Origin of the sequence: Aeromonas sp. 3P (assembly GCF_051919745.1) — a bacterium.
In the GTDB taxonomy this organism is placed as follows: domain Bacteria; phylum Pseudomonadota; class Gammaproteobacteria; order Enterobacterales; family Aeromonadaceae; genus Aeromonas; species Aeromonas veronii.
In genome coordinates this window covers 1,599,902-1,622,630 of the sequence record NZ_JBQBED010000001.1, presented here as the reverse complement: position 1 = coordinate 1,622,630, position 22,729 = coordinate 1,599,902, and the positions used below count along the sequence as shown (strand labels likewise).

Annotated in this window: 15 protein-coding genes and 1 pseudogene; 10 read left to right on the top strand and 6 right to left on the bottom strand. The window is 61.2% G+C overall.

Going from position 1 to position 22,729, the window contains the following annotated elements; translation table 11 throughout:
- Positions 1–102 precede the first annotated feature (102 nt).
- The gene (gene budA / locus ACTG19_RS07190; protein ID WP_005338506.1) at positions 103–897 is read left to right on the top strand and encodes an acetolactate decarboxylase; all 795 of its coding nucleotides are present in this window, start codon (positions 103–105) and stop codon (positions 895–897) included.
- Between the two features lie 18 nt (positions 898–915).
- Positions 916–2,586 (top strand): acetolactate synthase AlsS, encoded by a 1,671-nt coding sequence (gene alsS, locus ACTG19_RS07185; protein ID WP_005338504.1) that lies wholly within the window; start codon positions 916–918, stop codon positions 2,584–2,586.
- A gap of 114 nt (positions 2,587–2,700) precedes the next feature.
- Here the strand turns inward: alsS and ACTG19_RS07180 are convergent.
- A pseudogene (locus ACTG19_RS07180) lies at positions 2,701–4,112 on the bottom strand (MATE family efflux transporter).
- A 73-nt stretch (positions 4,113–4,185) separates the two neighbouring features.
- Complete coding sequence (locus tag ACTG19_RS07175; protein ID WP_113738963.1) at positions 4,186–5,124, bottom strand: LysR family transcriptional regulator; 939 nt, start codon at positions 5,122–5,124, stop codon at positions 4,186–4,188.
- 498 nt (positions 5,125–5,622) lie between these two features.
- Between ACTG19_RS07175 and ACTG19_RS07170 the strand changes: the two genes are divergently transcribed.
- Entirely contained in the window at positions 5,623–6,915 is a 1,293-nt protein-coding gene (locus ACTG19_RS07170; RefSeq protein WP_005338498.1) for an HAAAP family serine/threonine permease, read from the top strand.
- A gap of 90 nt (positions 6,916–7,005) precedes the next feature.
- Here the strand turns inward: ACTG19_RS07170 and ACTG19_RS07165 are convergent, their stop codons facing one another.
- Positions 7,006–7,725 carry a substrate-binding periplasmic protein gene (locus ACTG19_RS07165; RefSeq protein WP_088869933.1) on the bottom strand — a complete coding sequence of 240 codons (720 nt, stop codon included), beginning with the start codon at positions 7,723–7,725 and terminating at the stop codon, positions 7,006–7,008.
- Positions 7,726–7,816: 91 nt separating this feature from the next.
- Positions 7,817–8,839, bottom strand: a complete 1,023-nt coding sequence (locus ACTG19_RS07160; RefSeq protein WP_439988925.1) for an MBL fold metallo-hydrolase — start codon at positions 8,837–8,839, stop codon at positions 7,817–7,819.
- A 155-nt stretch (positions 8,840–8,994) separates the two neighbouring features.
- Between ACTG19_RS07160 and ACTG19_RS07155 the strand changes: the two genes are divergently transcribed.
- The 6 genes from ACTG19_RS07155 to pdxY all read left to right on the top strand — a co-directional run bounded on the left by ACTG19_RS07155 (position 8,995) and on the right by pdxY (position 18,506).
- The gene (locus ACTG19_RS07155) at positions 8,995–9,894 is read left to right on the top strand and encodes a LysR family transcriptional regulator (protein ID WP_439988924.1); all 900 of its coding nucleotides are present in this window, start codon (positions 8,995–8,997) and stop codon (positions 9,892–9,894) included.
- 101 nt (positions 9,895–9,995) lie between these two features.
- Complete coding sequence (yjeH, locus tag ACTG19_RS07150) at positions 9,996–11,276, top strand: L-methionine/branched-chain amino acid transporter (protein WP_439988923.1); 1,281 nt, start codon at positions 9,996–9,998, stop codon at positions 11,274–11,276.
- A 392-nt stretch (positions 11,277–11,668) separates the two neighbouring features.
- Positions 11,669–13,225 carry a lysine decarboxylation/transport transcriptional activator CadC gene (gene cadC, locus ACTG19_RS07145; protein ID WP_201989758.1) on the top strand — a complete coding sequence of 519 codons (1,557 nt, stop codon included), beginning with the start codon at positions 11,669–11,671 and terminating at the stop codon, positions 13,223–13,225.
- Between the two features lie 782 nt (positions 13,226–14,007).
- Positions 14,008–15,342 carry a cadaverine/lysine antiporter gene (gene cadB, locus ACTG19_RS07140; RefSeq protein WP_042079861.1) on the top strand — a complete coding sequence of 445 codons (1,335 nt, stop codon included), beginning with the start codon at positions 14,008–14,010 and terminating at the stop codon, positions 15,340–15,342.
- Positions 15,343–15,419: 77 nt separating this feature from the next.
- Positions 15,420–17,552 carry a lysine decarboxylase CadA gene (locus ACTG19_RS07135; protein ID WP_201983905.1) on the top strand — a complete coding sequence of 711 codons (2,133 nt, stop codon included), beginning with the start codon at positions 15,420–15,422 and terminating at the stop codon, positions 17,550–17,552.
- Between the two features lie 93 nt (positions 17,553–17,645).
- Positions 17,646–18,506, top strand: coding sequence for a pyridoxal kinase PdxY (pdxY, locus tag ACTG19_RS07130; RefSeq protein ID WP_201989760.1), 861 nt, complete (start codon positions 17,646–17,648; stop codon positions 18,504–18,506).
- 76 nt (positions 18,507–18,582) lie between these two features.
- On the opposite strand, the gene ACTG19_RS07125 is transcribed toward pdxY, so the two are convergent.
- A complete protein-coding gene (locus ACTG19_RS07125) occupies positions 18,583–19,026 on the bottom strand; it encodes a PliI family lysozyme inhibitor of I-type lysozyme (protein WP_201943266.1) in 444 nt (147 codons plus the stop codon).
- Positions 19,027–19,084: 58 nt separating this feature from the next.
- Positions 19,085–21,118, bottom strand: coding sequence for a M13 family metallopeptidase (locus ACTG19_RS07120; RefSeq protein ID WP_439988922.1), 2,034 nt, complete (start codon positions 21,116–21,118; stop codon positions 19,085–19,087).
- Positions 21,119–21,298: 180 nt separating this feature from the next.
- Here ACTG19_RS07120 and tilS point away from each other — a divergent pair, with 180 nt between their 5' ends.
- A complete protein-coding gene (gene tilS, locus ACTG19_RS07115) occupies positions 21,299–22,657 on the top strand; it encodes a tRNA lysidine(34) synthetase TilS (RefSeq protein WP_439988921.1) in 1,359 nt (452 codons plus the stop codon).
- The last annotated feature ends 72 nt before the right edge of the window (positions 22,658–22,729 follow it).

Below are 22,729 nucleotides of genomic sequence, written 5' to 3'. Positions count from 1 at the left end.
TGAGTCTCAAAGTCATGGGATCAGCGTATTGGTGTTGAAATGTGAACCAAGTCACCATTGGATCCGAACGCTAACAGGATTCACGGTGGAGGTGAAACCCGAATGGAACATATTGCAACATCTGACAGTGCCGGGTGCAGCTGTGCCCTCGAAGTGAGCCAGCAGTTTTCCCGCTGGCGCAGGCAGCATGACGGTGGCGAGATCTACCAGAGTTCCCTGATGAGCGCCCTGCTGGCGGGGGTCTACGAAGGGGAGACCACCATGAGCGAGCTGCTGCGCCACGGCGACTTTGGCCTCGGCACCTTCAATCACCTCGATGGCGAGCTGATCGCCTTCGAGCGCCAGATCCACCAGTTGCGCTCCGATGGCTCGGCCCGGCCCGCCCGCGCCGATCAGAAGACCCCCTTTGCGGTGATGACCCATTTTCGCCCCTGTCTGGAGCGTCGCTTCGATCACCCCCTCAGCCGTGACGAGATCCACCAGTGGGTGGATCGGCTGGTGGGATCCGACAACGTCTTCGTCGCCCTGCGCCTCGACGGCCAGTTTGAAACGGCCAAGGTACGAACCGTGCCGCGTCAGGAGCCCCCTTATCGTCCCATGCTGGAAGCCATCGAACAGCAGCCGCTGTTCCGCTTTGCCGCGGTGGCGGGAACTCTGGTGGGCTTTCGCTGCCCGCCGTTCGTGCAGGGAGTTAATGTAGCGGGCTTTCACGAGCACATGATCACCGCCGATCGCAAGGGGGGCGGTCATCTGCTCGACTACACCATGGCCCACGGCACCCTGCGACTTTCTGTGGTGCGTCACCTCAATCTGGCCCTGCCATCGGATCCCGCTTTCCGGCAGGCCGACCTCAACCCCGCCGATCTCGACCGCGCCATTCAGGCCGCCGAAGGCTGATAGACAAGGAGCAATATCATGGAAAACAGACAGTGGAAGTGCGGTGCCGAGCTGGTGGTTCGTCATCTGGAGGCGCAAGGGGTCAAGCAGGTGTTCGGGATCCCCGGCGCCAAGATTGACCGGGTGTTCGATGCGCTGGAGGACTCCCCCATCGAGACCATAGTGGTGCGCCACGAGGCGAACGCCGCCTTTATGGCTGCCGCCGTGGGGCGTCTCACCGGCAAGGCGGGGGTGGCGCTGGTCACCTCGGGCCCCGGTTGCTCCAACCTCATTACCGGGTTGGCGACCGCCACCTCGGAGGGGGACCCGATGGTGGCGCTGGGCGGTGCGGTGCGCCGTGCCGATGGCCTCAAGCTCACTCATCAGAGCATGGATACGGTCAATCTCTGTCGTCCGGTCACCAAGTTCAGTGCTCAGGTCAACAGCGGGGCGGCGATCTCCGAAGTGATGGCCAACGCCTTTCGCGCTGCCGAGCTGGGGCGGCCGGGGGCGGCGTTTGTCAGTCTGCCGATGGACATCATCAACAAGCCGGTGCAGGGCAATGTGCTGGTGCCCCGTGAGGTGCCTGAGCCGGGCTGCGCCGATGAGCAGAATATGGAGCAGGCATTGACCCTGCTGCGCAACGCCCAGAATCCGGTGGTGCTGCTCGGCCTGATGGCCAGTCGGCCGGAGAATGCCGAGGCAGTGCGCGCCTTCCTCGACAAGGCGCGGCTGCCGGTGACCGGTACCTATCAGGCTGCCGGGGTGGTGGACAGCTGCCACTTCGATGACTTTGCCGGACGGGTGGGGCTGTTTAACAACCAGCCGGGAGATCAGCTGCTGGCAGGGGCCGATCTGGTGATCTGCATCGGCTACAGCCCCATCGAGTACGACCCCGTGCTGTGGAATGGCGACCGGGAGCGGCGCATCCTCCATATCGACGTGCTGCCTGCCGATATCGACAGCAGCTACTGCCCGACCGCCGAGCTGGTGGGGTCGATCCGCGCCAACCTGTTGCAGCTGACCCGCATCATGGGCAATCCGAAAATCCGCCCCCCCGAGGTGGATCGGCTGCTGCAAGGGGTACGCCAGCAGCGACTGCGACTGGCGATGCGGGCCGATGATCTGCACGGCAATCCGGTTCACCCCTTGCGTATCGTGCGCGAGCTGCAGGATCTGGTGCGCGACGACATGACCCTCTGCGTCGACATGGGCAGCTTCCATATCTGGATTGCCCGCTACCTCTACAGCTTCCGCGCCCGTCAGGTGCTGATCTCCAATGGTCAGCAGACCATGGGGGTGGCACTGCCGTGGGCCATCGGTGCGGCGCTGGTGCGGCCGGGGGAGAAGGTAATCTCGGTATCGGGGGATGGCAGCTTCATGCAGTCGAGCATGGAGCTGGAGACGGCGGTGCGGCTCAAGAGCAATATCGTTCACATCATCTGGGTCGATAACGGCTACAACATGGTCGCGATGCAGGAGCAGCAGAAGTATTGCCGCACCTCAGGCGTCTCTTTTGGTCCCATCGACTTCAAACGCTATGCCGAATCGTTCGGGGCGGCCGGGTTTGCGGTGCGCTCGGCCGACGAGCTGCGTGCCACCCTGCGGGCCGCGCTGGCGGTGGAGGGGCCTGCTGTGGTGGCGATCCCGGTGGATTACTCCGACAACCCGGGGCTGATGGCCCAGCTCAGGCCAGAAGTATTGGCATAGTGTGGGCAGCGGTGCTGGCCTGAATCCTTGTGTAAGGGCAGGCAGACCCGCCCATATAGCAAAAACCGGCATCAATGGATGCCGGTTTTTTATTGTTTTGCGGGATGGGTGGCCTTAACGGGCCAGCTGGACGGCGGCGCGTGCGCGGGCCGGTTGTGGGCGCTGTTTGGCTTTTGGCGCGCAGGCCATCTTCAGGCGCAGCCACTCGCGCCACAGCAGCCAGCAGAGCGGCAGGGTGAGCAGCAGCACGGTGGCGGGCTGGGCCATCAGCACCCCATCACGGCCCCACAGTTGCGGCAGCAGGAAGATGAGCGGCAGCAGCAACACGGTTTTGGCGATGGAGATGACCAGCGCCTGACGGTACGTGCCATGGATTGCAGCAGCACTATGCCGAACATGATGATCCCCTCCAGCGGAATAGCGCCGAGGTTGAGGGTCAGGCTGCTGATGGCGGCGGCCAGCAGTTCGGGATCCTTGTCGCCGGTATAGAGCATGGCGACCTGTCCCGGCAGCAGCTGGATGGTGAGCCACACCAGCATGCCGTAGATAAAGGTGAACTTGAGCCCCATCTCCATCAGGTACTTGAGGTTGCGGTGGCGCTTGGCCCCCGCCGCCTTGCTGATCAGCGGCTGAATGCCGAAGGCGAGCCCCTGCAGAATGACGATAAAGACCGCCTCGGTGTAACCGGCCACGGTAAAGCCCGCCAGATCCTTCACATTGCCATACACCATCAGCTGGCTGTTGTGCAGCATCAGCAGCAGGCCGAGGTTGAACTGGGCAATCAGGCTCGGCAGGCCGGTAAAGAGCAGGTGCGGCATGGCGGGGAGGTTGGGCACCAGATCCCGCCAGCTGAGGCGCAGCCGCGCCCAGGGGGTAAAGAAGTAGCCAAGGCCGATCAGGCTCACCGCACCCTCTGCCATCAGGGTGGCTTGCGCGGTCCCGATCAATCCCAGCCCCAGCCGACCCACCATGATGTAGTTGAGGATGATGTTGAGCACGGCGCCGCTGCTCACCAGCACCATGGCCAGTTTCGGGCGGCCATCGTTGCGCAGCAGATAGGGGACCGCCAGATTGCTGGCCAGTAGCAGGGTACCGCCGCCAATCCAGGTGAGGTAGTCACTCGCCTGTTTCCAGGTCTCGGTGCCCTGTTCTATTCCCAGCCCCAGCAGGATATCGGTGTGGGTGTAATAGAGCAGCATCGGTGCAACGCCCCCGAGTCCGGCCAGCAGCCAGAGGGCGTTGACCAGCGCCTGACGGGCCAGCGTGTCGTTTTTCGCCCCTTGCTGGAAGGAGATGGCGGTGGCGGCCCCCATGCTGATCATGGCAGCCAGACCAATCAGCACCATGATGACCGGATAGACCAAGTTGATCCCGGCGAGGCCAGCGGCACCGACATAGTGGCCGACGAAGATGCCGTCGATGAGGTAGTAGGCCCCCGAGACCAGCATGGCAAGAATGGAGGGGAGGGCGTAAGCCCAGAAGCGACGGGTCATGGCCCGTTGCCGCAGTGTTAAATAGGCAGACATATCTGTTCTCTCGGGGAGTTCGATTATCGAACAGCTAGTCTAGATTAATACTTATTTGGTGATAATAAGGGTTTCACTTGATGAATTGCTGAGTATTACTCACTAATCCGGGGTTTTGGTAGTGCGCCTTGAGCATGTCGATCAGGATGCGCAGCCCGCTGCCCAGCTGATGCCGACTGGGATAGAAGAGGTAGAAACCGGCAAAGGTGGGGCACCAGGGCTCCAGCACGGTGAGCAGTTTCCCTTCCGCGACTTTTTGGCTCACCTCCTCTTCCAGACAGTAGGCGAGCCCCAGCCCCGCCTCGGCGGCGCCCAGATAGAGGGCTGGGGTGCTGGTAGTGAGCGGCCCGGTCACTTCGATCTCCAGCATGGTGCCATGGGCGGCAAAGGCCCAGCGATAGTGGTGGTGCGGGGTGAGGCGATATCCGATGCAGGCGTGGCGGCTCAGCTCGCTTGGGTGTTCCGGCGTACCGTGCTCCGCCAGATAGGTCGGGGAGCCCACCACCAGATAACGCTGGGGCGGGCCGAGGGGGATGCCGATCATCTCCTTGGGCAGCAGATCGCCATAAAAGAGCGCGGCATCGTAACCATCTTCAATCAGCCGGGGCATCAGCTCCTGCTCCACTACCTCCACCTGCATCCGCGGATAACGGGCCAGATAGTCGATCAGCACTGGTGCCAGCAGGCTGTCGATGGCGCCGCGGGGGGCGCAGAGCTTGAGCCTTCCCACCGGTTCATCGCTGTTGCGGGCCAGCTCGCAAAGCGCCTCTTCAAGAGTATTGAGGGTGGGGAGCAGCTGCTTGAGCAGCCGCTGGCCCGCTTCGGTCGGTACCACGGCGCGGGTGCTGCGGTTGAGCAGCCGCACCCCCAGACGGGCTTCCAGCCCCTTCAGGCTATGGCTGAGGGCGGAAGCGGAGACCCCGAGTTCGAGGGCGGCCTTGCTGAAACTGCGGTGACGGGCGACGGCGGCAAACACCGCCAGTTCGGCGAGATCGGTACGGGTAATGGTCATCATCAATCAACAAAAAGGCGTGAGTCACAAGGGTACGCCAAGGCCATGCTGCATACAATCCGCGCTAAACGGGTGGCTTGTTGCAAATATGTAGCTGCTCGCAGGCCATTGATTCCAGTGAAACTAAGTTGAATTGTTAAAAAAAACTCACAATAAGGCGCTTTGAGTGTGATCTTGGTCGCCCGAAAGGCGACCAAAATCAAACTTTGGTTGATTAATTCAAAAAAACGCTGTGATTAATAAGGGCATTTAATTAAAGTCAGCCCATCAAGAGTGGCGCACGTTAATCGGTTGTTAAGTGAGACGGGCGCCGACCCTCAGGGTCAAAATCTCGCACTGTTGTTTGTTGCAATCCTGTTGTCACAAGGAGTGATGGCCAGGTTGCCGGGGGGCGAGAGGTTAATATCAAGGATGGACAGCAGGCGTTCCAGGGAGATGGAACCGGGCCAAGGCCCGACCAAACAAGAATCCCATTTTCCTAGATGACAGGAACAACGTATGTCTGACATGAATATTGCAGCTGATGGTCGTTTAGCCAGCAACACCTCCCGCGGCGTCAACAAGGCCGATGTGGTCTGGATGCTGGGTCTGTACGGTACCGCGATCGGTGCCGGTGTGCTCTTCCTGCCAATCAACGCCGGTGTAGGTGGCCTGTGGCCGCTGGTTGCCATGTTGATCCTGGCGCTGCCGCTGACTTTCTTTGCTCACCGTGGTCTGACCCGCTTCGTGCTGTCCGGCTCTACCCGTGATGGCGACATCACTGAAGTAGTAGAAGAGCACTTCGGCAAGACCGCAGGCAAATTCATCACCCTGCTCTACTTCTTTGCCATCTACCCGATCGTGCTGATGTATTCAGTCGCCATCACCAACACCGTCGAGAGCGTGATTGTTCACCAGCTGGGCATGTCTGCACCTCCCCGTGCCGTTCTGTCACTGGCCCTGATCCTCGGTTTGATGGCGGTTGTTCGTCTGGGCGGCCAGGTTATCGTCAAAGCGATGAGCGTGCTGGTATTCCCGTTCGTACTCACCCTGATGGGTCTGGCGTTCTACCTGATCCCGCACTGGAACGGTGCCATCATCACTGAAGCTCCGGCCCTGTCCGACGCCTTCAACGGTGACTTCATCAAGACCCTGTGGCTGGCTATCCCGGTAATGGTGTTCTCCTTCAACCACTCCCCGATCATCTCCTCCTTCGCGGTGGACAACAAAGGTCGTTACGGTGAAGGTGCCGAGAAGAAGTGCAGCAACATCCTGCTGGGCGCCCACGTCATGATGGTGATGACCGTTATGTTCTTCGTATTCAGCTGCGTACTGAGCCTCTCCCCGGCTGACTTGGCTGCTGCCAAAGAACAGAACATCTCCATCCTGTCCTACCTGGCCAACCACTTCGATAACCCGGTTATCGGTACTGTGGCTCCGCTGATCGCCATGGTTGCCATCAGCAAATCCTTCCTGGGTCACTACCTGGGTGCGCAAGAAGGCATGAACGGCCTGATGGCCAAGGCGCTGCGCGAGAAGGGCAAGAACGTTGACACCAAGCAACTGAACAAAGTCACTGCCGTGTTCATGATCCTGACCACCTGGGCCATCGCCACCATCAACCCGAGCATCCTCGGCATGATTGAAGACCTGGGCGGCCCGATCATCGCAATGCTGCTGTTCCTGATGCCGATGTACGCCATCACCAAGGTTCCGGCCATGCGCAAATACGCTGGCAACATCAGCAACGGCTTCGTGACCATCATCGGCCTGATCGCCATGTCCGGTATCATCTACAAGCTGATTGCCTGATAACTCCGGTTACCAAGTTGAATGAAGAAGCCGCCTCGCAAGAGGCGGCTTTTTTATGGCTTTTTGGGGCGGCGAGCGGATGCGGTATCGCTACTTCATCAGCTTCTTCACCTCGTCACTGGCCAGCGCCTTGTTGAATTTGTCCCGCGCCTCTTTCCCCTTGGCGGAGTTGGTAAAGCAGACGTGGAGGGATTTGTCCTCGAGGATCTTGCCGTTGAAGCCGAGGTTGGCGGCAACGTCCTTGAGCTGGGGATCGCTTTCCAGCAGATAGGTCATCACATTCTGGTCGATAACCGCCAGATCGAGCCGACCATTGCCCAGTTTCAGCAGGTTTTGGCTGTCCGAGCTGGTGGCGTCGGCCGAGAGCGCCTTGCTGGCCACCTTTTCGTCAAACTCGGTGGTATTCACATAGCCGGTGACGACACCAATTTTCTTGCCCTTGAGGTCATCAAGGGTCTGCCAGGTGACCGGCTGATCGGCTCGCTGGGCAAAGCCGAGAGGGCCGTTACCTATGGGGTCGGAGAAGAGGCAGCTGCTCTTGGGGTCGAGATACTCGGGGAAATAACCCAGTACCTCGGGGTTGTTGGTCGCCTCGTCCACGGCCCGTTGCCAGGGATAGAACTTGATGGTCAGCGGGTCGCCAGCCAGGGCAAAGGCTGCGGTCACCACCTGACTGCTCTTGCCCTGCTCAGGGAGGCTGGCGCTGGTGTAAGGGGGCCATTCAAGGCTGGTCAACACTGCCGCCTGAGCGGCCGACATGCCGAACAAGGGAAGAGTGGCCAGGGCGAGGTGCTTCCATTTCAGGCTCATAGAGATAACTCCTTGTGGTCAAACACCCCTTAAAGATAGCCCCCGGTGTCGATTGCGGATGCCGGCCATGGCTGACCGGCATCCGTGCCATCTATTTATTGTCGATATTCTCCGACTGCCAGAGGGCATAGCCCTTGCCGGAGGCCGTGGTGGGCAGATCAATCTGCATCAGGTCGTTGCCGATGACGAAGGGGCCCGTGTAGCGGGCGCGCAGATCCTGCGCCAGATCTTTGACCCTGATCTTGCCGTTGAGGCCGATATGGCTGAACACGGTCAGCGCCGGTTTGGCTTCGTTCATTACCCGGGCCGCCTGCTCGGGGGAGGCGAGGTGACCGGCGATCGCCTTGTAGCCGGGGTTGGCCTTCATCTGTTCGGCAGAGGTCATGGAGACGCAGTGCACCAGCAGGTCGGCCCCTTTGGCCTGCTTCACCACTTCGGGGGTGTAGCGGGTATCGCCGGAGAGCACCACGCTGTGGCCGTGATAGTCGATGCGATAGCCGAATGACGGCTTGATGTTGACCCCGTGGTCGTTGTCAAAGGCGGTTACCTTGACCCCGTCCTGGTTGTAGATCACCCCGGCGGTGACCTCGTGGCTGTTGATCTCCACCCCGTCCAGCGGCGTTCCCTCATCCTTGACCCGGGTGGCGATGTCGGTGGCGTAGGCCTGCTGCAAGCCACGGGCGAGAGCTGTGGTGCCTTTGGGGCCGTAGAGTTCCATCGGCGCGTGGCGCTGGCCATAGGCCGGTTGCAGCCAGCCGGTCAGCCAGAGATCCGCCAGCCCGTTGGTGTGGTCGGAGTGAAAGTGGGTGAGGAAGAAGGCGTTGACCCGGCCGATGGGGATATGCAGCTGCCACAGGCGAGTGGCGGAGTTGCGGCCAAAATCGAACACCAGCTTCTGGTTGCCCGCCTCGACCAGAGTGCTGTAGCCGCCCCGGCTGATCTGGGGCACCGGAGTGCCGGTGCCGAGCAGGCTGACCCGAAAGATATCGGGCCGGGCTTGAGTTGCTGAGGCAGGGGCATGGTCGTGGTTGCTGATAAAGCTGCTCTCGGCAGCCTGACTGGCGCCGCTCGCCAGTAGACCGACCAGCAGGGCGGCCAGATAGGTGCTTTTCATGGGAATTTATCCTGTGGGGGAGGGATGGCATCACTGTATTGGTAACTAAAGGTTGAATAAATTGGCTAAAATCCATTTCTTACTAAACTTTTGGTTGTGAATCAGGGCCCTGGTCGCGGGCCAAACGGCCTTGAAACGGGAAAAAAGGAGGGGTTGTGGACCGATTGACCAGCATGCGTATCTTCATCCGGGTGGTGGATCTCGGCTCCTACAGCGCGGTGGCGAGCGAAGAGGGGATCAGCGCCCAGATGGTGGGCAAGCATGTGCTGGGACTGGAGCAGTGGCTGGGGGGCAAGCTGTTTCACAAGACCACCCGCCAGCAGACCCTGACAGAGCTGGGCCAGCTTTTTCTCGCTCGCTGCCAGCGGGTACTGGAGGAGCTGGCACTGACCGAGTCGCTCACCCAGAACCTGCTGGCCGAGCCGGCCGGACGGCTGCGCATCGCCGCTCCCCTCAGCTTTGGCCACCACCGGCTGGTGCCGCTGCTGCCCGCTTTTCTCGACCGCTACCCCAAGCTGGATCTGGATCTGCAGCTCACTCCGCGCTGGGTCGATCTGGTGGAGGAGGGATTCGATGCCGCCATTCGCACCCTGCGCCCGCAGGATGAGGCATTCATTGCCCGTCCGCTGCTGACCCAGCACTACCGTCTCTGCGCGGCCCCCGACTACCTCAATCGCCACGGAGTACCCCGTCATCCGGCCGATCTCGCTCGCCACCAGTGCCTGCACGGCAACTGGGGGGAGCACGAGCGCTGGCAGTTTGTCGGGGGCGATGGTCAGAGCGAGGAGGTGCGGGTAGCCTCGCGCCTGCGCATCAATCACTGGCCAGCCTTGTTGACGGCTGCGCTCTCGGGGGCTGGCATCACCTTGCAGCCCGCCGAACAGGTGCGTGAGCATATCGCTGCGGGGCGTCTGCTGCCGCTGCTTGGTCGCTATCAGAGCCCGGCCAAGACCCTCTACTTCATCTATCCGGCGGCGCGGCGGCAGGTGCTCAAAATCACCCTGCTGGGGGATTTTCTGGCCGAGTCCCTGCAAGCTGGGCCCGAGCCCGAATAAAAGGCTGCATATTCTCGCTGCCGCGCTTAACCATCGTGCTTAACAAAGGGGCGGAGCAGGCCTAACATGGCGGGATGTTTTTCTAGTCGGGACAAAAGGATATGTCTGGGTTGAAAAAGGATCTCGGGCTCTGGCAGGGGATGGGGCTGCTCGCCACCTCGCTGCTCGGCACCGGGATCTTCGTGGTACCGGCGACTGCCGCCTCGCTGGCGGGTGGGGCCTCGCTCTGGGCATGGTTGCTGCTGATTGCGCTGGTGCTGCCCATCGCCTTTACCTTCGCTCGCCTCGGCCGTCGCTATCCCCATGCGGGCGGTGCGCCGCACCTGATTGGCCTCGCCTTTGGCAACGGCGCCGAGCGCTTCTCCGCCTTCCTGTTTCTGGCTGTGCTGCCGGTGGGCCTGCCTGCCGCCCTGATGATTGCCGCCGGCTTCTGGCACGCCATGTTCGAGATGGGGGAGTGGACCCTCTGGGCCATCCAGCTGCTGACCCTGCTCGGGGTCTTTCTGCTGGGGCTGCGCGGGGCGCGCTCCTCCTGCAACCTGCAGTTGCTGATCGCGCTGGCCATTTTGGGGCTCACCCTGCTTATCTGGTTCAAGGGGGAGGTGAGCTGGCGCGATGCGGCCCGGCCGCTGCCGAGCGCGGATGAGTGGCCCCCTATGGCCACTGCGCTGGCGGTGATGTTCTGGTGTTTCGTCGGGCTGGAAGCCTTTGCTCATATGGGGGAGGAGTTCAAGCGGCCGGAGCGGGACTACCCCATCGCCCTGCTCGGCGGTGTACTGCTGGCGGGGCTCATCTACTGGGTACACTCGCTGGTGGTGCTCAAATATGGCCTCTACGGCGATGAGGCGAAAAACGCCACCGCCATCCCCTCCCTGCTGGCGCTGCTGTTTGGCCCCACCGCCAAGTGGCTGGTGGCGGTGCTCGGCTACCTCTCCTGCTTTGCCAGCATCAATATCTACATTCAGGGCTTTGCCCGGCTGATCTGGAGCATGGCGCGGGAAGGCAAGTTGCCCCCCTCGCTGGCCGTGCTCACCGCGCGCGGCGCGCCGCTGCGGGCGCTCGGTCTGGTGCTCGCTATCTGTCTGCTCTGCATCACCCTTATCATCTGGCTGCGACTGCCGCTCGATGAGCTGATCCGCTACGCCAACGGCAACTTCGTGCTGGTCTACCTGCTCTGCATGGCGGCGGGCTGGCGCCTGCTCGGCGGGGTGGGCAAGGGGCTGGCGGGGATAAGCGTGCTGCTCTGCGCCCTGGTGCTGGCGGCGCTCGCCACTCAGGTGTTCTATGCGGTGGTGCTGAGTCTTGGCTACGGCGGCTTCTCGTTGTGGCGGCGTCATCTGCGCCGCAGTCGTCAGCAGGATGCGCTCCCGGTAGCGAAGTAACGTCTCCCCGATGGTCGAAGAAATGAGAAAGCCCTGATGTTCAGGGCTTTTTGATTACGGCATATGGGATGTTCATATGAATACTAGTTGGCACGCTATTTGCCGAAAAGTGCGGTGTCGGATCAACTCAACGGCGATTTATAGCCAAAAAAAGTGGGATCCAGCTCCCGTTTTGCTTAAAGTGATCCCTTCCGATCCCGGTGGTCGGAATGCCCGCAAGGATGCCCTTCAGACGTAAACAGGATGGCCTGGCCAGACTGACTCTCAGAGATGTGATTGCTTCGGTTCTCTTTTTATCTGTCACCTGTGGTGATAGCGCCTTGTTCCGTTCAGTCAGCCCGGGTTTTGCGTCTCTCTCATCGTGCATTGTCACCATCTGCAGCGAGTGAATCATGAGCGAATCGGTTTTTGAGATCCACGACTGGACCCTGAGCGTTGACGACAACATGTTGTGTCGCCCCGACCGCGAGGTCTACCTCGAACCCAGACTGGTCAATCTGTTGCGGTTTCTGGCCCACAATGCCGGCACCGTGTTTGGCCGCGATGCCCTGATCAACGAGGTGTGGGATGGCGCCGAGGTGACCGATCAGGTGGTGACTCAGTCCATCTTCGAACTGCGCAAGATCCTCAAAGATGGTCGCACCGATGCGACCGACTATATCGTTACCGTGCCCAAGCGCGGCTACAAGTTGGTGGCACCGGTGCGGCCACTACAGGTGGTTTCCGTGGTGATGGCGGACGAGCAGCCCGCGCCCGCGGTCAATACCGCTCTCTCAGGCAACCCGACGCTCTCCGATCTGAGCCCGCCCGCGGCTGAGCAGGATGATGATGATGCACAGCCCAATGTCGCCCCTTTTCCCGCCGGGCCCCTGACCCGCGCCATCTCCACCCATGCCAAGGATGCTCGCAGCCGCTGGAAGATGGTGAGTTTCGATATCTTCGTTGCCATCGTGCTGATCGCCATTGTCAGCATGCTCAGCTACCAGCACACCAGCCCCCAGGTGCATGCCATGCTGGATCCCAATCTGCTGGTGTTCCGCTTTCACTCCGGCATGGATGACAACAACGAGAACGTGCGCCTCGCCGACGGCATTACCCGCGCCCTGATGGGGGAGGTGGCCGTGGCTACGCCGCTGCGGGTGCAGTACGGTGCCACCACTCTGATGGGGGGCATCATGCCCGGCAAGGAGCTGAGTGTGCGGGTCACCCGCCAGCCGCGCGGCACCTATCTCGATCTGGAGTATCGCAATATCAACACCAACCGGGTGCTGTTCAGCCATCAGTACCAGCTCAGTCGCCACAGTGTGCACGGCGTGTTGCAGGCGAGCAGCCAGGATCTGCTGCGCGCCCTCGACCAGCCCGATGCCGAGCCGGGGATGGGCTGGCCGACCGATGATGCCTCCCTGATGGCGATGATGGAGGCGCAGTACTACATCAACAGCCGGGATCCGGTCGCCCTCAAGCGCGGCATCGATCTGCTGGAGCAGGCGCTGATTGCCCATCCGGATCAGCCGCTGCTGCTGGCGGAGCGCTATCTGGCGGGCGAGGCGCTGGCCACCCTGGCGGGTAAATCCGAGAGCGAGCGGCTGCAGGGGATTGGCACTCATCTCGCCAGCGTGGTGCAAAACAGCGGCGCTCTCCCTGCTCGGGTGTGGGAGGCGTTGACCCTGCAGGCGATCCTCAACGGGCAGCAACAGCAGGCCAACTATCTGCTGGAGAAGGCGGCGAGTCGCGGCCGCTCGGTGCTCTATTACATACTGCAGGGCAAGCTGGCGGAGCTGGATGGCCGCCCCGAGGCGGCGGGGGATGCCTACAGTCAGGCCTTTCTGATGGAGGCGACCGAGCAGACCTATCTGCTCTGCCAGCAGCTCGGTTTCTACAGCAATATGGAGAGCCTCACCCCAGCCCTGTTCAATGCGCTGGGCCAGAGCAAGGTGAAGCTCTTCTAACATCGCAGTTTTGGTTCTCCCTGGGTCGGTGCGGTTGCCGACCTCATCCACAGGCTGCCTTCGGGCGGCCTGTGCGGTTTCTGCTTGTCTCAATCCTGCTTGTTTGCCACCGGGGATAGTCGCTCTGGTGCGGCCCGATTTATCCCCCGCAGCTCCCCACTATCCCCACTATCCCCACTATCCCCACTATCCCCACTTGCCTTTGCCTTGCACGCGGCATTCGCTGCACTCGCGTTTGTTCGGCTTCACGCCGTGTGCAGCTTGTGACATCTGCTCATGGTTGGCGGCGGGATAAGCTGTCTGTCTCGACCCATTTCTCATTGCTTACCGGTTATCGCCGTTGCGCTTTACCTCTGAGTTTGGATTGTGATGAGCCGAGCGAAGGGGAAAGCAGGAGGTGAGCGGCCACTCAGGGTGATGATCAGCAGGGCTTCCAAATGGCCGCAAGGGCAGGGGGGCGTAATGGGAGCTGCTTTATCCCGGGTTTATCTGGTCAAAAATATCAAGACGGCGAGATAAGGGGGTTATCAAGGGGCAGAAATGGGGCGGAAGGATATCAAGGTTTTATCAAGATGGTGGTGTGTCATGATGTCAAGGTGCTGTTTTTAAAGTGTTTTTGTCAAAAATAATGAGGCGGCGAAAAAAGTTTCCTCATATTTTTATCCGTTAGCTGGTCTTTATGTTTTCCGGGGATGAGAGGCCTAGTCTGTGCCCATTCTTTGGCGGGGCGTTCCGCCAAATGTGTATGTGACGACCCGACCTTTTATAGAACCGGAGATCTTATGTCCCTAGATACGAGCAAGAAGATTGGCCTTATCGCCTGTACAGGTGTGGTGGCCGGCAACATGATGGGGAGTGGTATTGCGCTGCTGCCTTCGGCACTGGCCACCATCGGCTCCATCTCTGTCTTTAGCTGGGCAATCTGTCTGGTAGGCGCCATGGGCCTCGCCTTTGTCTTCGCCCGCCTTGCTACCAAGAACCCGCAAGAGGGTGGCCCCATTGCTTACGCTGGCGAGATCTCTCCGGTGTTCGGTTTCCAGACCGGTGTGCTCTATTACCACGCCAACTGGATCGGTAACCTGGCCATCGCCATTACCGGCGTCTCCTACCTCTCGGTCTTCTTCCCCATTCTTAACAGCCCGATCCCGGCCGCCGCAGCCACCATCGCTGCCGTCTGGATCTTCACCTTCGTCAACCTGCTTGGCGGTAGTTGGGTGAGCCGACTCTGTACTCTGGGTCTGGTGCTGATCCTGCTGCCGGTTGTCGGTACTGCGGTGATGGGTTGGGGTCATTTTGATGCCACCGTCTACAGCCAGAACTGGAACACCACCAGCGGCAGCGACCTGCATGCGGTCATCAGCGCCGTGCTGATCTGCCTCTGGTCCTTCGTCGGTGTTGAATCTGCCGCCGTCTCTTCCGGCATGGTGAAGAACCCCAAGCGCACCGTACCGCTTGCCACCATGCTGGGTACTGGTATCGCGGGTGTTATCTACATCCTCTCTACCCAGGTGATCAGCGGCATGTTCCCGGCCGGTGAAGTGGCTGCTTCCGGCGCCCCGTTTGCCATGGCCTCTTCCGCCATCTTCGGTAGCTGGTCTGCGCCGTTTGTTTCTGCCTTCACCGCTCTGGCCTGCTTCACCTCGCTCGGTTCCTGGATGATGCTGGTAGGCGAGGCGGGCAAGCGTGCCGCCAACGACGGCAACTTCCCGAAAATCTACGGTGAAGTGGACAAGAACGGCGTGGCCAAGAAGGGTCTGATCCTGGGCTCCCTCAAGATGACTGCCCTGATGATTGGCCTGACCGCCTTCACCTCCCAGTCCGCTCACGCTGCCGATCTCTTCAACGTGCTGACCACAGATGCGGTGCTGCTGACCATGCTGCCCTACTTCTACTCCAGCATTAACCTCATCCGCTTCGAGGGCATGACCTCCCGCAGCATCGGCGCGATGATCTTCTCCGGTGTGGCCTGTGTCTTCTGTCTGGTGGCCCTGATGGGTGCCAAGGGTTCCAACCTTACCGCTACCTTCGTGGTGTCGCTCATCATCCTGATGTTCTACGCCAAAAAACAGGGTCTGCGTCAGCACGACGCCCTGCTGAGCGAACAACCCAGCAACTAATTCCCCCTTTTATCTTCCGAGCGCTCTTCACTCACCATCCCTGATGGAGAGCGCCCCATTACGTGTGGAGCATCAAGATGAATATCATTGCCATCCTCAACCACCTGGGCGTTTTCTTTAAAGAAGAACCCATTCGCCAGCTGCAAGCCTCCCTCGAGCGCAAGGGTTTCGAGGTTGTTTATCCGGTCGACGTCGCTGACCTGCTGAAACTGATTGAGAAGAACCCCCGCGTTTGCGGCGCCATCTTCGACTGGGACAAATACTCGCTGGGCCTGTGCAAGGAGATCCACGATCGCAACGAGAAGCTGCCGATCTTCGCCTTCGCCAACGACCAGTCCACCCTGGATATTCACCTGACCGACCTGCGTCTGAACGTCCACTTCTTCGAGTACCGTCTCGGCATGGCTGACGACATCGCCCTCAAGATGGGTCAGGCCACTCAGGAGTATCAGGACGCCATCCTGCCGCCGTTCACCAAGGCACTGTTCAAGTACGTGGAAGAGGGTAAATACACCTTCTGTACTCCGGGTCACATGGGCGGTACCGCCTTCCAGATGAGCCCGGCCGGCAGCATCTTCTATGACTTCTATGGCCCGAACGCGTTCAAGGCCGACGTCTCCATCTCCATGCCGGAGCTGGGCTCCCTGCTGGATCACTCAGGTCCGCACAAGGAAGCCGAAGAGTACATCGCCCGTACTTTCAACGCCGATCGCTCCTATATCGTTACCAACGGCACCTCCACTGCCAACAAGATCGTCGGCATGTACTCCGCGCCGGCCGGCAGCACAGTGCTGGTTGACCGCAACTGCCACAAGTCGCTCACTCACCTGATGATGATGAACGACGTGACCCCGATCTACTTCCGTCCGACCCGCAACGCCTACGGCATTCTGGGTGGTATCCCGCAGAGCGAATTTAGCCGCGACACCATCGCTGCCAAGGTTGCCGCGACACCGGGTGCCCAGGCTCCCCGTTACGCCGTGGTCACCAATTCCACCTATGATGGCCTGCTCTACAACACCGGCTTCATCAAGGAAGCGCTGGATACTCCTTACATCCACTTCGACAGTGCCTGGGTGCCTTACACCAACTTCAGCCCGATCTATGAAGGCAAGTGCGGCATGAGCGGTGCAGCGATGCCGGGCAAGGTGTTCTACGAAACCCAGTCCACCCACAAGCTGCTGGCGGCCTTCTCCCAGGCCTCGATGATCCACATCAAGGGTGACGTGGAGGAAGAGACCTTCAACGAAGCCTTCATGATGCACACCTCCACCTCGCCGCAGTACGGCATCGTGGCATCTACCGAGATCTCTGCCGCCATGATGCGTGGCAACACCGGCAAGCGTCTGATCAAGGACTCCATCGATCGCGCCATCTCCTTCCGCAAAGAGATCAAGCGTCTGCGTGATCAGAGCGAAGGCTGGTTCTTCGACGTATGGCAGCCGGACAACATCGACACCGTCGAGTGCTGGAAGCTGGATCCGAAAGATGACTGGCACGGCTTCAAGGACATCGATGACAACCACATGTACCTGGATCCGATCAAGGTCACCCTGCTGACCCCGGGTATGGGTCGTGACGGCCAACTGCTGGAGAAGGGCATTCCTGCTTCACTGGTCTCCAAGTTCCTGGACGAGCGCGGCATCGTGGTCGAGAAGACCGGCCCCTACAACATGCTGTTCCTCTTCTCCATCGGTATCGATCAGTCCAAGGCGATGCAGCTGCTGCGTGCCCTGACCGAGTTCAAGCGTGGTTACGACCTGAACCTGACCATCAAGAGCATACTGCCGAGCCTCTATCGTGAAGACCCGAGCTTCTACGAAGGTATGCGTATCCAGGAGCTGGCGCAGCGCATTCACGAGCTGACCAGCAAGTACCGTCTGCCGGAGCTGATGTTCAAGGCGTTCGACGTACTGCCGGAGATGAAGATGACTCCGCACGCTGCATGGCAGCAAGAGCTGGCCGGCAACGTGGTGGAAGTGCCGCTGCGTGACATGGTTGACCGCATCAGCGCCAACATGATCCTGCCGTACCCGCCGGGAGTACCGCTGGTTCTGCCGGGCGAGATGGTGACCCAGGATTCTCTGCCGGTGCTCGAGTTCCTCGAGATGCTGTGCGAGATCGGTGCCCACTACCCGGGCTTCGAGACCGACATCCACGGCCTCTATCGTCAGGCCGATGGCAGCTACACCGTCAAGGTGCTGCGTTAATCGACAGTGACAACAGTCGAAAGTGACAACAACGGGCCGCAAGGCCCGTTTTTCCCTCCGGAATTCCTGTTCTTATTGCGTGAGTCGCCAACCATGAAGCGAGTGCTCTCCATTCAATCCCACGTAGTCTTTGGCTGTGCCGGCAACAGCGCCGCCGTTTTTCCCATGCGTCGCCTCGGGATCGAGGTGTGGCCGATGAACACGGTGCAGTTCTCCAACCACACCCAATACCGCGAAGGCTGGCAGGGGATGGTGATGCCCGGCGGCCATATCCGTCAGCTGGTAAACGGCCTGGCGGAGATCGGCGTGCTGGCCGAGTGCGATGCGATCTTGAGCGGCTACCTCGGCTCGGCCGAACAGGGGGAGGAGATCCTGGCGGCGGTGGCCCGGCTCAAGGCGATCAATCCGGCCGCCCTCTATTTTTGTGACCCCGTGATGGGTCACCCCGACAAGGGGTGCATAGTGGCACCCGGCGTTGCCGATTTCTTGAAACATCGGGCACTGGCCTGCGCCGATATGCTGGCCCCCAATCTGCTGGAGCTGGAACAGCTCACCGGCCGCGATATCCGCAATGTGCCGGAGGCCATCGAGGCGTGCCAGCAGCTGCGCGCGCAAGGGGTCAAGCTGGTGATGGTCAAGCATCTGGGCAAGGCCGGCTTTGCCATGGACCGCTTCGAGATGCTGCTGGTGTGCGAGGAGGGAACCTTTCATCTCTCTCGCCCACTCTACCCTTTTGCCCGCCACCCCATCGGGGTGGGGGATCTGCTGAGCGCCACCATGCTGGCCAATCTGCTGGCCGGTTGTACCCCGGTAGCTGCGTTCGAGCTTACCAACGCCAGCGTGGATGCCGTGCTGGCTCGCACCTGGCTGGCGGGAGCCTACGAGCTGCAACTGGTGGCGGCCCAGCACGAGATGGCGCTGCCGCAGGTCTCCATTCGGGCGACCCGCCTCTGAGCTGGTTACGCCAACAGCAGAAACAACAAAGCCCTGATCATCAGGGCTTTTTATATTTCAGATTCGGGGAGAGGGCTTAGTCTTGCGGGCTTTTGAGCGCCTTGACCACATCCTCTTTGGGCTCCAGCTCCTTGACCTGATTGAAGATCTCCAGCTCCCCTTGCGGACTGACGGTGTAGGCATCGGCATCCTGATAGCTGCCGCTGCCGGCGCTCTCGATGATGACCACCAGCTCGGGCTGTTTGTCGCCATTCAAATCGACCAGTTTCAGCTCCCGGATAAAGCCGTTACGAGCCATCACCTTGCCATCCTGAAACTCATCCAGTGGAAACTGGGCGTTCTGACCCGAATAGAGTCGCACGTCATAGCTGCCGATGGAGGCGGGCTCACCCACCCCCTGCGCCACCCGGATCACCTGCCCGGAGGGGAGGGTCAGTTGCTTGCTAAATCCCTCTTCGGCTTGTGCTTGCGCCGCCAGCGGCAGGGCCAGCAGTCCTGCCATCATCAATGCTCTGTTCATCTTGCAACCTCTTGCTGTCTCTTGAGTGCAGGCTCCCGGGGAGCCCGCCGTGATGTTGCTACCAGATCTTCACCCGCTTCTGGGGCGGCAGATAGAGCTTGTCCCCCGGCTGGATGTTGAATGCCTCGTAGAAGGCGGGAATGTTCGGCACTACGCCGTTGACCCGGTACTCGGGGGGCGAGTGGGGGTCGGAGCGCAGCAGCATCTGCATCAGCTCGGGACGATACATCCCTTTCCACACCTGCGCCCAGCCGAGGAAGAAGCGCTGTTCGCCGGTGAAGCCATCCAGCACCGGCGCCTCCTTGCCATCCAGCGACAGCTCGTAGGCTTTGTGGGCGATGGTGAGGCCGCCCAGATCGCCGATGTTCTCCCCCAGGGTAAACTGGCCGTTGACGAACTGGCCGTTGATGGGCTCGAAGCGGTTGTACTGGGCCACTAGGCGGCTGGTGCGGAAGCGGAACTCCTTGAGATCTTGCGGCGTCCACCAGTCGCGCATCATGCCGTCGCCGTCGGATTTGGCCCCCTGATCATCAAAACCGTGGCCCATCTCGTGGCCGATCACCCCGCCGATGGCGCCGTAGTTGACCGCATCATCCGCCGTCATGTCGAAGAAGGGGGGCTGCAAGATGGCCGCAGGGAAGACGATCTCGTTGTTGCTCGGGTTGTAGTAGGCGTTCACCGTCTGGGGCGACATGTGCCACTCGTCCCGGTCGACCGGCTTGCCGAGGCGAGCCAGACTGTCTGTGTATTCAAAGGCTTGCGAGCGTTGCAGGTTGCCCACCAGATCATCCGGTTTGATGGCGATGGCGCTGTAATCCTTCCACTTGTCGGGGTAGCCGATCTTGGGGCGGAACTTGGCCAGCTTCTCGAGTGCCTGCGCCTTGGTCTCGGGCGACATCCAGTCGAGCTCCTTGATGCTCTGGCCGTAGGCGGTGCGCAGGTTCTCCACCAGCTGCTCCATCCGCTCCTTGGCCGCTGGCGGGAAGTAGCGGGCCACATAGAGCTGGCCGACCGCTTCACCCAGATGATCGTTCAGTACCCCGAGCGCCCGCTCCCAGCTGGCGCGCTGCTTGGGTGTGCCGCTCAATGTGGTGCCGTAGAAGGCGAAGTTGGCGCGGTCGGTCTCGCTGTCGAGATAGGGGGCGTAGTCGGTCAGGAGTTGCCACTTGAGGTAGGCCTGCCAGTCGGCGATGGGGGTCTGGGCCATCACCTGATCCAGCGCGCTCAGATAGGTCGGCTGACCGATAATGAGCTCCGGCTGGCCAGCAATGCCCGCGGCATTGAGATAAGCCTGCCAGTCGAGATGGGGGGTGAGCCGTGCCAGTTCGCTGGCGGGGCGCTTGTTGTAGTTCTTCTCCCGATCCCGCAGGGCGACATTGTCCCACTGGATGGTGGCGAGCCGGGTTTCGAGGGCCAGAATCCGCTTGGCCTTTCCGCTCGGGTCAGACTCACCGAGGCGGCTCAGCATGGCGGCGATATGCTGCTGGTACTTCTGGCGCAGGGCCTGACTGTCGGGATCCTGCTTGAGGTAGTAGTCCCGATCCGGCAGCCCCAATCCCCCTTGATAGAGGTAGACCGCATAGCGGTCGGGGGACTTGGCATCGGCGTCGATCCAGATGCCGAACGGTGCGCCGCCGCCCATGCGGCCACTTTGGGCAAAGGCGCGGGCCAGCGCGGCCTGATCACCGATCCGGTCGATGTCGGCCAGCGCCGGTGCCAGCGGAGTGAGCCCCTTGGCGTCACGGCCAGCCTGATCCAGATAGCTGGCGTAGAGATCGCGGATCTGCTGGGTCGGCGTGCCGGTGGCGGCCTGTTGATGGACCAACCCCTCGACCAGCACCCGCACATCGGCGAGGGATTTGTCCCGCAGCATGTAGAAGGCGCCATCGGCGGGGCGATCGTCGGGGATCTTGGCGGTGGCGAGCCACTTGCCATTGACGTAGCGGAAGAAGTCATCGCCGGGTTTGACCCGGGTATCCATATTGGCCAGCGCCAGCCCGGAGTGTTTGGCGGATTCTTGCGGTGCCTGACTGCAGCCAGCCAGCAGGGCCAGTCCAATCAGGCCGGCCAGTAAGCTTTTCTTATTGTTCATCTTGTTTGATTCCAATTCGGGTTGTTTGCTTCCCTGCCCATCTTCCTTGCTCCAACCGGTTGTGCGACCGTCTTGCGGTCTGCCTGGTGGAGAGGGCGGGCGAGCCTCACTCTAGCAGCAGGGTTGCAGCTTGATAAGCCCGACTCTGCTAAGATCGGCCGGTCCGTTTTGGGGAAGCCTATGATTTCTCATCTTTATTCTCGCTTTTGTCTGACTATGCCAGCGCCGGAAGGTTCCACCGGTCTGCTGGTGGCCTTCAGTGGCGGCCTCGACTCCACCCTGCTGCTGGTGCTGGCGGCCCAGTATGCCCGCGAGCATGGCCTGCTACTTCGCGCCCTGCACGTGCACCACGGCCTCAGTCCCCATGCCGATGAGTGGGTCGCTCATTGTGAAGCCGTGTGTCAGCAATTGGCGGTGGAGCTGCTGGTCGAGCGGGTGACTCTGATCCGCGGCAATGGCGAGAGTCTGGAGGCGCAGGCCCGCACCGCCCGTTACCAGCGGCTGACCGCCCGGATGCGGGAGGGGGAGTGGCTGCTCACCGCCCACCATCAGGACGATCAGCTGGAGACCCTGCTGCTGGCCCTCAAGCGCGGCGCCGGTCTGCGTGGCCTGGCGGGGATCCTGCCAAGCCAGCCCTTTGCCGGCGGCCTGTTGCTGCGGCCGCTGCTCGATATGAGTCGCGCCGAGCTGGCCGAGGCGGCAGCGAGCCTCCCCTTTGGCTGGGTGGAGGATGAGAGCAATCAGGATGTGAGCTATGACCGCAACTTTTTGCGCCAGACGTTTATCCCCCAGCTCAAGGCGCGCTGGCCCGCCATGGCCCAGACCGCGGCACGCAGCATGGCACTGTGCGCCGAGCAGGAGGCGCTGCTGGAGGAGCTGGCCGAGAGTGACTGGCAGCTTGCGGGCGAAGGGGAGGCGCTCCATATCGGCCCGCTGCACGTCCTTTCATCCACCCGGCGCAACAACCTGCTGCGCTACTGGATCCGCCGTCAGGGGGGGGAGATGCCATCCCGCGAGCAGCTTGCCCGGTTGTGGCAGGAGGTCGCGCTGGCGCGCGGCGATGCCAATCCCCGGCTCAACTGGGGGCGCCAGAGCTGCCGCCGTTTTCAGGAGCGGCTCTATCTGGTGAGCCCTGACCTGCAGCCCTGCCATCAGGTATTGCCGCTGACCGTGGGTGAGCCGCTGACCCTGCCAGACGGGTTGGGCGAGCTGGTGGTGCGCATGGCGGAGCACGGCGAGGATCTGCTGCGTTCCCCCCGGCCGGACGAGCCGCTCTCGGTGCGTTTTCAGGTAGCGCCCGGGATCCCCCTCAAACCGGTGGGGCGAAGCGGTAGTCGGCGGATGAAGAAGCTGCTGCAGGAGTATGGCGTGCCTTCGTGGCAGCGGGGGCGCATCCCCATCCTCTACTATGGCGAGCAGGTGGCGGCGGTGGTGGGGCTCTTTGTCTGCGACGGTTTTATGGCACAGAGTGCCGGGCTGGTCTGCCACTGGCAGGGAAACGGTGCCGCCCCGGTTCTGCCCGAGCAGGATCTTGCCTGAGGTGATCTCGGTGTGAGGGAGGATTAGCCCCAAAAAAGAAGCTCCGGTCACATGGCGCGCATGTGCCGGAGC